This window comes from Halopseudomonas aestusnigri (genome assembly GCF_002197985.1).
Classification (GTDB): domain Bacteria; phylum Pseudomonadota; class Gammaproteobacteria; order Pseudomonadales; family Pseudomonadaceae; genus Halopseudomonas; species Halopseudomonas aestusnigri.
In genome coordinates this window covers 129146-139520 of record NZ_NBYK01000009.1, presented here as the reverse complement: position 1 = coordinate 139520, position 10375 = coordinate 129146, and the positions used below count along the sequence as shown (strand labels likewise).

At 58.9% G+C, this 10375-nt stretch carries 9 protein-coding genes; 2 read left to right on the top strand and 7 right to left on the bottom strand.

The genetic code is table 11. From position 1 onward, the window contains the following. Positions 1-47: 47 nt before the first annotated feature. The 4 genes from pssA to B7O88_RS13130 all read right to left on the bottom strand — a co-directional run bounded on the left by pssA (position 48) and on the right by B7O88_RS13130 (position 4294). Positions 48-878: a CDP-diacylglycerol--serine O-phosphatidyltransferase gene (gene pssA / locus B7O88_RS13145; RefSeq protein WP_235005791.1), complete on the bottom strand. Its 831-nt coding sequence runs from the start codon at positions 876-878 to the stop codon at positions 48-50. A 126-nt stretch (positions 879-1004) separates the two neighbouring features. Next, positions 1005-2021: a ketol-acid reductoisomerase gene (gene ilvC / locus B7O88_RS13140; protein ID WP_088276446.1), complete on the bottom strand. Its 1017-nt coding sequence runs from the start codon at positions 2019-2021 to the stop codon at positions 1005-1007. A 49-nt stretch (positions 2022-2070) separates the two neighbouring features. After that, on the bottom strand, positions 2071-2562 hold the full coding sequence (ilvN, locus tag B7O88_RS13135) for an acetolactate synthase small subunit (protein ID WP_088276445.1): 492 nt from the start codon (positions 2560-2562) through the stop codon (positions 2071-2073). Between the two features lies 1 nt (position 2563). After that, positions 2564-4294: an acetolactate synthase 3 large subunit gene (locus B7O88_RS13130; RefSeq protein ID WP_088276444.1), complete on the bottom strand. Its 1731-nt coding sequence runs from the start codon at positions 4292-4294 to the stop codon at positions 2564-2566. 414 nt (positions 4295-4708) lie between these two features. Between B7O88_RS13130 and B7O88_RS13125 the strand changes: the two genes are divergently transcribed. Continuing rightward, positions 4709-5143, top strand: a complete 435-nt coding sequence (locus B7O88_RS13125; protein WP_088276443.1) for a DUF4124 domain-containing protein — start codon at positions 4709-4711, stop codon at positions 5141-5143. Here B7O88_RS13125 and B7O88_RS13120 read toward each other — a convergent pair. From B7O88_RS13120 to mrcB, 3 genes are all read right to left on the bottom strand, one after another. Continuing rightward, on the bottom strand, positions 5134-5460 hold the full coding sequence (locus tag B7O88_RS13120) for a YqcC family protein (RefSeq protein ID WP_160003185.1): 327 nt from the start codon (positions 5458-5460) through the stop codon (positions 5134-5136). The genes B7O88_RS13125 and B7O88_RS13120 overlap by 10 nt on opposite strands. A gap of 20 nt (positions 5461-5480) precedes the next feature. After that, positions 5481-6155, bottom strand: a complete 675-nt coding sequence (locus B7O88_RS13115; protein WP_088276455.1) for a tetratricopeptide repeat protein — start codon at positions 6153-6155, stop codon at positions 5481-5483. Positions 6156-6219: 64 nt separating this feature from the next. Continuing rightward, positions 6220-8547 carry a penicillin-binding protein 1B gene (mrcB, locus tag B7O88_RS13110; RefSeq protein WP_088276440.1) on the bottom strand — a complete coding sequence of 776 codons (2328 nt, stop codon included), beginning with the start codon at positions 8545-8547 and terminating at the stop codon, positions 6220-6222. Between the two features lie 123 nt (positions 8548-8670). Here mrcB and B7O88_RS13105 point away from each other — a divergent pair, with 123 nt between their 5' ends. Next, positions 8671-10215, top strand: a complete 1545-nt coding sequence (locus B7O88_RS13105; RefSeq protein ID WP_088276439.1) for a bifunctional aminoglycoside phosphotransferase/ATP-binding protein — start codon at positions 8671-8673, stop codon at positions 10213-10215. Positions 10216-10375: the final 160 nt, after the last annotated feature.

Below are 10375 nucleotides of genomic sequence, written 5' to 3'. Positions count from 1 at the left end.
TTTTCCGTCAAGCCCTAATTACTGTTTTATTACAAGGCAGCCCGAAATTACTCAGCAGAGGCGGACTTGGTGCGTTGACGCAAGCGCCAAAGGGACATGACTGGCCCGGAGATGGTGTACCCAACAAAGATTGCCCACAGTATCCGCGATGGGTCAGACGAAATGACCGCGAACCCCAGCACCACCACCAGAATAACAAAGAACGGAACCCGCCCCTTGAAGTCCAGATCCTTGAAGCTGTAGTAGCGGAAGTTACTGACCATCAGCAAGCCGCCCAGCGCAGTAAGTATGCCAACCAACAGAGCAATATCGTTGCCGTCAACACCGAAGTCGCTCAGCGACCAGACCATGCCGGCGACGAGCCCCGCCCCAGATGGGCTCGGCAACCCGGTGAAGTAACGCTTATCGTCATCACCAATATGCGTATTGAAGCGAGCCAGACGCAGTGCAGCACCCGCTACGTAGATGAACGCAAACACCCACCCCACCTTGCCCAAATCAGTCAACGCCCAACTGAACACAACAACAGCTGGAGCGATGCCGAAAGCGACCATATCCGATAACGAGTCGTACTCGGCACCAAAGGCACTCTGGGTGTTGGTCAGACGCGCAACGCGGCCGTCCAGGCCATCAAGCACCATGGCAATGAAAATGGCGACCGCCGCATGGGTGAAGTTGCCGTCCATTGCACTGACAATGGCGTAAAAGCCGGAAAACAGCGCCGCCGTGGTAAACAGATTGGGCAGCAGATAAATTCCTTTGTGACGGACCTTACGACCGTCTGGCCCTGACACCTCTTCGACGTGCTCATCAATCGGCAGCAGCGCGTGTGCACCTTCTACCTCGGTGTCATGGTCTTTGTTTTGATGTTCTGTCATGGAGTTACCTTGCAACATTGCCGGGCTGAACAGTGTGGCAATTTGACAAACAAATAACCAGTTCAGCTCCGCGTTCGGACATAAAAAAACGCGGCTTGAAAGCCGCGTTTTTCATTATCGCTCGACTTAGTTCTTGGACTTGTCGACGATCTTGTTCGAAGCAATCCACGGCATCATTGCGCGGAGCTTCTCACCCACCTGCTCGATCGGGTGCGCCGCGTTGTTACGACGGGCAGCAGTCATCGACGGATAGTTGTGAGCACCTTCAGCGATAAACATCTTGGCGTACTCACCGTCCTGAATACGCTTCAGGGCGTTGCGCATGGCTGCACGGGACTCATCGTTGATGACCTCCGGACCGGTTACATACTCACCATACTCCGCGTTGTTGGAGATGGAGTAGTTCATGTTGGCGATACCGCCTTCGTACATCAGGTCGACAATCAGCTTAAGCTCGTGCAGACATTCGAAGTAGGCCATTTCCGGCGCGTAGCCTGCCTCAACGAGCGTTTCGAAACCGGCCTTGACCAGCTCGACAGCACCGCCACACAGAACAGCCTGCTCACCGAACAGGTCGGTTTCGGTCTCATCCTTGAACGTAGTTTCGATGATGCCGGTACGACCGCCGCCCACACCGCTGGCGTAGGACAGCGCAACGTTCTTGGCATTGCCGGACGCGTCCTGGAAGATCGCGATCAGGTCAGGAATACCGCCGCCTTTGACGAACTCCGAGCGCACAGTATGGCCCGGCGCTTTCGGTGCGATCATGATGACGTCAAGGTCAGCACGCGGAACGATCTGGTTGTAGTGGATAGCAAAGCCGTGAGCGAAGGCCAGGGTAGCGCCCTGCTTCAGGTTGGGCTCAATCTCGGCCTTGTACAGCTGAGACTGGAATTCGTCCGGGGTCAGGATCATGACCACGTCAGCTGCTGCTACAGCGGCCGGCACATCGCTGACCTTCAGGCCATGGGCCTCAGCCTTGGCGATGGAGCTGGAACCAGGACGCAGGCCAACAGTTACATCGACGCCGGAGTCTTTCAGGTTGCAAGCGTGCGCGTGGCCCTGCGAACCGTAGCCGATGATGGCAACTTTCTTGCCCTGGATGATGCTCAGATCACAATCTTTATCGTAATAAACTTGCATGAAATTCCCCTGCTTACTGAGCGGGCCATCTGGCCCGCAACCCATTAGTTTAGATACTCAAAACCTTTTCACCGCGGGCGATACCCGATACCCCGGTGCGCACAACTTCCAGTACCGACGTCGGACCGATGGCCTCGACAAAGCTGTTCAGCTTGTCGCTGGTACCAGTCAGCTGCACGGTATAGACGCTCGGTGACACATCCACGATCTGACCGCGGAAGATATCAGTCGTCCGCTTGACCTCGGCACGCTGAGCGCCGGTTGCCTTGATCTTGACCAGCATCAACTCGCGTTCAATGTGGGCACCTTCGGACAAGTTGACCAGCTTCACCACTTCGATCAGCTTGTTGAGGTTCTTGGTGATCTGCTCGATCACCTCATCCTGACCGACGGTTGTCAGCGTCAGGCGCGACAAGGTCGGATCTTCAGTTGGCGCAACCGTCAGCGTCTCGATGTTGTAGTTGCGCTGCGAAAACAGACCAACCACCCGAGAGAGCGCGCCTGGTTCGTTTTCCAGAAGAACGGAAATGATGTGTCTCATGTCAGGTGCGCTCCGTTTTGCTCAGCCACATATCACGCATCGCGCCACCACGAATCTGCATCGGGTAGACGTGCTCACTGGTATCAACCGCAATGTCCAGGAAGACCAGTCGATCCTTCATGGCAAACGCTTCAGCCATCTTGCTCTTGAGCTCCTTCGGATCGGTGATGCGAATACCGACGTGACCATAGGCCTCGGCCAGCTTGACGAAGTCCGGCAGCGAATCCATGTAGGAGTGCGAATAGCGACTGTTGTACTGCATGTCCTGCCATTGGCGGACCATGCCGAGCGCACCGTTGTTCAGATTGACGATCTTGACCGGCATGTCGTACTGCAGGCAGGTCGAGAGCTCCTGAATGTTCATCTGGATACTGCCTTCGCCGGTAACACAGGCGACGGTGGCCTCCGGGAAATTCAGCTGCACGCCCATGGCTGCAGGAAAGCCGAAGCCCATGGTGCCCAGGCCACCGGAGTTGATCCAGCGATTGGGCTTGTCGAAGCGGTAGTACTGTGCAGCGAACATCTGGTGCTGACCAACGTCGGAGGTAATGAAGGCATCCCCCCCGGTAACTTCCCACAATGCTTCGATCACGGCCTGGGGCTTGATGATGCTGCCGTCACCCTTGTCATAGGGAAACAGCGCGCCATCGCCGCGCCACTCGTCGATCTGCTTCCACCAGGTGGCCTGCGCATCCGGATCGGGTGTCTCGCCGATCTCCTTGAGGATTGCAACCATCTCGGTCAGCACGCTCTCGACCGGACCGACGATCGGAATATCGGCCTTGACCATCTTGGAGATAGACGCTGGATCGATATCGATATGAATAATCTTGGCGTTCGGGCAGAACTTGGAAGAGTCCTCACCGTTGATGACGCGATCATCAAATCGTGCGCCGACCGCGAGGATTACGTCAGCGTGATGCATTGTCAGGTTGGCGGTGTAGCTGCCATGCATACCTAGCATGCCGACAAACTGCCGATCGGTGCCAGGGAATGCGCCCAAGCCCATCAGCGTGTTGGTAACCGGCACATTCAGCGCCTTGGCCAGCTCGGTCAGAGGAGTTGATGCTCCACCCAGAATGACCCCACCACCGGAGTAGATGACCGGACGCTTGGCCGCCAGCATCATCTCGACGGCTTTGCGAATCTGGCCGGAATGACCCCGGGTAGCCGGATTATATGAGCGCAGCTTGACCTTCTTCGGGTAACTGTACTCGAACTTGTCGGCTGGATTGGTCATGTCTTTGGGAATGTCGATGACAACTGGACCAGGACGACCGCTCTGAGCCAGATAGAAGGCCTTCTTGATGACCTCGGGAATCTCGCGCGGATCCTTGACCATGAAGCTGTGCTTCACGATCGGGCGGGAGACGCCGACCATGTCGGTTTCCTGGAAGGCATCGGAGCCCACCATGTTGCTCGCAACCTGACCGGAGATGACGACCATCGGAATGGAATCCATGTAGGCAGTCGCAATACCGGTAATGGTATTGGTCGCGCCCGGACCGGAGGTCACCAACACCACACCGGGCTTGCCGGTGGCGCGCGCGTAACCATCAGCCATATGGGCTGCGGCCTGTTCGTGGCGAACCAGAATATGCTCTACGTCATCCTGCCGAAAAATGGCATCGTAGATATGCAGAAGGGCACCGCCCGGGTACCCGTAGATGTATTTAACACCCTCGTCACGCAATGAGCGGACGACCATCTCAGCGCCGGATAAAAGCTCCACTTTTGAATCACCTCTAGCATGCCGACCACCAACATGGCGGGCAGCAGGATACCTGTTTACTGCTCGGCAGCGCAGAACAACGGTGGTTGTACTGCATCAGCTTTGACTACGTGCTTGGAGGCGCATTCCTGCTGTTTCGGAATCGCCTCACCCAGCGCGAGGTAGCGCGTGCGGGTGCCAGGCCAGGTGGCGACGGGTTTCGCCTCCCGGAATGAGCAACAAAATCAGCCGTCACGAACGCGGGGTGTGCTCCGAAAACAGCTGACTCATGAGAACCACGAATTGTTTACACTCAAGACGTACAAGTCAAGCCAAGTTGCAGAAAACCCCTACCAAGGGATATACCTTGTCAAGAGGATCCGCACTCGGTAGCGGGCAACGCTTATTTCGCGGCAATACAAGGATGCTAGAACCATGCGCAAGTTGATGATCACCTTCCTACTGGCCCTGGGCTGCAGCGGCGCAATGGCGACCCAGCTGTACAAATGGGTCGATGAAAATGGCGTGACACAGTTCAGCCAGCAACCTCCGCCAGACAATCAATATCAGCGCATGAACGTTGCACCCGTGCCGGAGCTGGGTGCGCCGGCGCAGCAGAACCCACCAGTGACCAGTGACAGCCCGGAGCCAGCGACAAACGATGCGTCCCCGGCAGTCGATGAGGCCGCTGCCAAAGCGGAGCTTGAAGCGTACTGTGCATCACAGCGCAATCGCCTTACCACGATGGAGAACAACCCGCGACTGAGTCGCACCTTGCCGGACGGCACGGTTGAGCGCATAGGTGAAGATGAGCGACAGGCCATGATCGCCGAAACTCGCTCAGACTTGCAGAAGTACTGTCAGGACTGACGGACAGCCTCAGCCCAGCGGGCAGCAAGGTGATCGATACTGATCAGAGCTGCCAGCAGACGTTCGCGTCGACGACCGAGGTGAGCAAAAACCTGCTCACCCATCGGATGCAGCCGACACTCACCGGGCAGTGGCCGCCCCTGCTCAATGAGCATCGTTATCTGCGGTATGAACACCCACTGCAGCCAATGCTCTAAGGCAAGAGTATCAACACAGAATGGTGCCTGACTCTCCAGGCGCCAGTCTTCCGGAGCCGTCTGCGACCAGAGCCCCAGCTCGCGAAGGACTTGCTCAAGTTCGCCAAGCGCATTGAACAAGGCCTGTCCGGTAGCCGCACTCAAAGCGAAACGCGAGCCCGCTGACGCGCCTGTTCGGCACCGGCGCCATTGCCTTGCGCATCACGCGCCTGCGCAACCAGCTCCCAAAGCCCGGCCTGCAGGGCTGGACGGCCAGATGCGTAGGTCAGGCCACGCTGTGCCAGTTGTTCTGCCTGGGCTGCATCCCCTTGACGCAACCGCACCTGCGCCAACCGATACAGCACCTGAGGTTCGCGCGGGGCGATGCGCATGGCTCGCTCCAGACTGGCATTGGCACCATTGAGATCACCGCTTCCTTCCTGTTGCCGCGCAGTCGTCAGCAACGCCAGCACCGGGCCGGAAAGCTGCTCATCGGGTTGCAGCACGGAGCTGCCGCCGGCACTGCTGCCAGTGCTGCTGCCGGCTGTGCCTGCAGCGGCGCCGCCGACATCGCTCGAAAACACCGGCTGACTGTCCAGCGGATAGGACTGCACGGCACTGGAGCCGCCGGCACCATCCGGAACCATCACGACCACACCGCTATCCTGCGGCGCAGAAGTTTGCGGAGAACTGCCGACGACCCTGCCCGCACCGGTGCGCATATCCTCATTGGATACCGGGCGCCCCGAATCCACTACCGGGATCGCCCCGCCGGAAACGGTACAACCTGACAGCACCGCCAGGGCGGCTGCAGTCAGTGCAGCCTGTTTAATCATCTTCACGTCTGTTCCTCTGCTGAATCATCTGAACCGGGATTCGCAACAGCATACTGAGAGCAGCTCAACGCAGCCAGTCGCGAATGGTATCCAGCACACGATTGGCACCGTCTCGAAGGACCTCGGTATCGATCACCGGACGACAGCCAGGACCAGGCAATGGCTCGTAGCCGGAGCGGAACGGAAACTCGACGCTGCCCTCGCAGGACGGATCGCTACCCAGCCCGGTCGTCGGATCAACCCAGGCCGAGACCACCCCACCCGGCGGCACTGCCGACAGGCTCTGCGGATGCGCCTGCCCCATAAACGCGTTCCAAACCTGAAGCGCGCCGGTCGCACCGGTCAGTCGCGTCTGACTGTTGTCATCACGACCGATCCACGACACGGCGACCAGATCGTCAGAGAAGCCGGCAAACCAGCTGTCTCGCAGGTCATTGGTTGTGCCGGTTTTGCCCGCCAGCCGCACGCTCGTCGGCACATGGCTGTAGGCCGAGCGACCGGTGCCTTCACTCATGACATGACTCATGGCTTGCTGAGTCAGGTAGATCGTCGCCGAATCAAAGCGCTGGCGCACCTCGAACGGATAACGCTTGAGCGGCTCGCCCTCGGCAGTCAACACGTTGCGAATCGCGCGCAGCGGCGTATTGAATCCGCCATTGGCGATGGTCTGAAACATATCGGCTACCTGCATGGGGGTCATTGCGCCGGACCCCAGCAGCATCGCCGGATAGGCCGGCCAGTCGTGGTCAACACCAAGCCGCCGGACAGTATTGAGCACATTGTCCACGCCGACATCCACGCCAACACGCACCGCGGCCTGATTGTAGGACTTGGCCAGGGCCAAATAGAGCGGCACCTGCCCGTGGCTCTGCCGATCATAGTTCTGCGGAGACCAGGTCTTGCCGGGCTCGGCCTCAAGGGTAATCGGCTCATCGTCAATCGGAGTAATCAGCGAATAGCGCTCCGGCTTTTCCAGGGCGGTCAGATAGATTGCGGGCTTGATCAACGAGCCGATTGGTCGCGAAGCATCAAGCGCCCGATTGAAACCGGAGAAACGCGGATTGCTGCCGCCTACCAGCGCCAGCACCTCGCCGGTCTGCGCGCCAGTCACCACCATTGCTGCTTCCAGCGGCGGCCTGTCCGGTGTCTGGCCAAAGCGCTTGAGCGTCGATTGCACGGCATCTTCAGCCTTCTTCTGCAGCAACGGATCAAAGCTGGTGAAAATACGCAGCCCCTCGCTGGTCAAATCTTCATCGCGATAGTCGGCACGCAACTGACGTTTGACCAGATCCATAAACGCCGGATGACTGGTGTTGGCCATACTGCCGCCAACCGTCACATCCAGCGGCTTACCTTTGGCATCACTGGCCTGCTGCTGACTGATCATGCCCTGCTCAGCCATCAGATCCAGAACCAGATTGCGCCGGGTCATCGCCCGCTCCGGGTTGCGCCGCGGATTGTAGTAGGACGCCCCCTTGACCATACCCACCAGCAGCGCGACCTGGTGCAGCTGCAGCTCCTGCAACGGCTGGGCGAAGTAGTACTGACTGGCCAGGCCAAAACCGTGCACGGCACGATTGCCATCCTGGCCCAGGAACACTTCGTTGAGGTACGCCTCGAGAATGTCTTCCTTGCTGTAGTGCAGCTCCAGCAGCACCGCCATCATGGCTTCAAGCCCTTTGCGCACGATGTTGCGGTCGGCTGACAGGAAGAAGTTCTTCACCAGTTGCTGGGTCAGCGTGCTGCCGCCCTGCTGCAAGCTGCCAGAGGTCAGGTTGACGAACATCGCACGGGCAATCCCCTTGGGCGATACGCCGAAGTGATTGAAAAAATCGCGGTCTTCCACAGCAACCAGCGAATCAACCAGATAAGGTGGCGCCTGATCCAGCCGAATCAGGATGCGATCCTCGTTGTGTGCCGGGTAGATACCGCCGATCATCATGGGCTCAAGCCGCGCCATCACCAGGTCACGATTGCCACCAATGCTGCTGATGGTTGAACCGCTGAAGTGAACGCTGACCTTCTGCGCAGGTTCGGCGCCCTCGAAAAACTGAAAACCGCGGGTGTAGACATCGATACGATTGCTGCCCACCGCCATCTGCCCCGGTCCGTTGGCCGCATTGGTCTGGCGATAACCCAGCGCACGCAGTTCGGTGAGGAAGTCATCACGAGTGAGGGCTCGCCCTGCGTATAACTCCAGCGGCCGCGCGAATACCTTGGCCGGCACGGCCCAGCGCTTGCCCGAAAACTTCTCCTGCACAACCGCGTCCAGATAGACCGCGAGCGCCCCCAGCAGCACCATGCCGACCAGTCCCAACTTGAGCAACCAACCCCATAACCGGCGCCCGCCAGTGGACTTGACCTTGCCTCGAGACCTGCGTTTTTTAGCCATCGTTGTCTGTCTTGCTCCGCATCCGTTGAACCCGCAGCCGCTGCCGCCGGTAATTGACTATGGTTGGCCTCGGACCAGCCAACCCGCATAATGTTCGCATTGCCGACCAAACAAGGAAACGTCGTGAGCCAGACCCTGTTAACTGCGCTGCAGAACCCTGACCTGTATGACCACCCGGTGAGCGGTTTTACTCTGATCGAGACCCACATTTCCTGGGTACTGCTGACCGGCGACTACGTATACAAGGTCAAGAAGCCCGTGAACTTCGGTTTTCTCGACTTTTCCACACTGGCGCAACGCGAGCATTTCTGCCGTGAAGAGGTTCGTCTGAACCGCCGCATCGCGCCCGACCTGTACCTTGACGTCATTGCCGTCACCGGCAGCGAAGACGCCCCAACCCTGAGCGGCGAAGGTCCTGCCATCGAGTACATGGTCAAGACCCGGCAGTTCCGCCAGCAGGACCTGCTGAGCAATCTGCAGCGGGACGGCGGCCTGACCAGCGCCCATATCGACGAACTTGCCCAGGTTATGGCGCGTTTTCACGGCCAGATCGAACACGCTGAGCTCGATACCCCGTTCGGCGCGCCGGAGCAGGTTCATGCCCCGGTTGCCCAGAACTTTGAACAGATCCGCCCCTTCCTCAGCAGTGCACGGGATCTGGGACAGCTCGACGCGCTCGAGCAGTGGGCGAATACTACCTACCAGCGGCTGATTCCCCAAATCGCCGAACGCAAGGCCGGCGGTATGGTCCGCGAATGTCACGGCGACGTTTACCTGGATAACGTTACCCTGATCGACGGGCAAGTGACTCTGTTTGACTGCATCGAGTTCAACGAGCCCTTCCGCTGGACCGACGTCATGGCCGATGTCGCATTCATGAGCATGGATCTTGAAGACCGCGGTCTGCACGCCCTGTCAAACCGTTTTGTCAGCGCCTATCTGGAGCAGACCGGCGACTACCAGGGCCTCGCAGTGCTCAACTACTACAAGGCGTACCGGGCCATGGTACGAGCCAAGGTTGCCCTGTTCGGCCTGCACGACGGCATGACCGAGGAGCAGCGGGCCGCAACCATGCAGCGCTACTACGGCTATACCGCGCTGGCCGAAAGCTACAGCGAACTGGCGCCGCGTTTCGGCCTGCTGACCTTCGGCGTCTCCGGCAGCGGCAAAAGCACCCTGGCCGTCAAGTTGGTTGAGCAGCTCGGCGCCATTCGCATCCGTTCCGACGTCGAGCGCAAACGCCTGTTCGGCGACGAAGACAATGCCAGTCTGGAGTCCGGCCTTTACAGTCCGGAACGCAGCGAACAAACATACCGGCGGCTAGCCAATCTGGCCGCCCAGATACTCGCCAGCGGCTACCCCGTGATTGTTGATGCAACCCATCTGAAGCAGAACCAGCGCGACCTGGTCCGCGATGCTATCGAAAATCAGGGCGCGCCCTGCCTGATTCTTCAATGCGAAGCACCGCAGGAAGTAATCGAACACTGGCTTGAGCAACGCCAGCAGCAAGGCGGTGACATCTCCGACGCCGGTATTGAGGTCATGCACCACCAACTGACCACCCGACAACCGCTCAGTGACGAGGAGGCACAACTGGCTGTGCAGATCGATACCAGCAGCGAGGCAGCCATGAACAGCATTGCCGAGCAGCTTCGCCAGCGTCTTTAAGCGCTGGCCGTCGCTCGCTGTACGGATAGCCAAGGTCGATCTACACTGCAGTTCGGGATCACTAATAACAAAAGCCGAACCCGACGCCATGCCGCATATTACTCTGTGCCCGGATACCGTGCCGGGCTCACCTCGCCTTCTGCCTTTGCTGTCTTCACGT

Coding starts and splice junctions, on each gene's coding strand:
- B7O88_RS13115 (WP_088276455.1), bottom strand. CDS start 6,155: ATGATTAAACAGGCTGCACTGACTGCAGCCGCCCTGGCGGTGCTGTCA.
- mrcB (WP_088276440.1), bottom strand. CDS start 8,547: ATGGCTAAAAAACGCAGGTCTCGAGGCAAGGTCAAGTCCACTGGCGGG.
- ilvN (WP_088276445.1), bottom strand. CDS start 2,562: ATGAGACACATCATTTCCGTTCTTCTGGAAAACGAACCAGGCGCGCTC.
- pssA (WP_235005791.1), bottom strand. CDS start 878: ATGACAGAACATCAAAACAAAGACCATGACACCGAGGTAGAAGGTGCA.
- ilvC (WP_088276446.1), bottom strand. CDS start 2,021: ATGCAAGTTTATTACGATAAAGATTGTGATCTGAGCATCATCCAGGGC.
- B7O88_RS13125 (WP_088276443.1), top strand. CDS start 4,709: ATGCGCAAGTTGATGATCACCTTCCTACTGGCCCTGGGCTGCAGCGGC.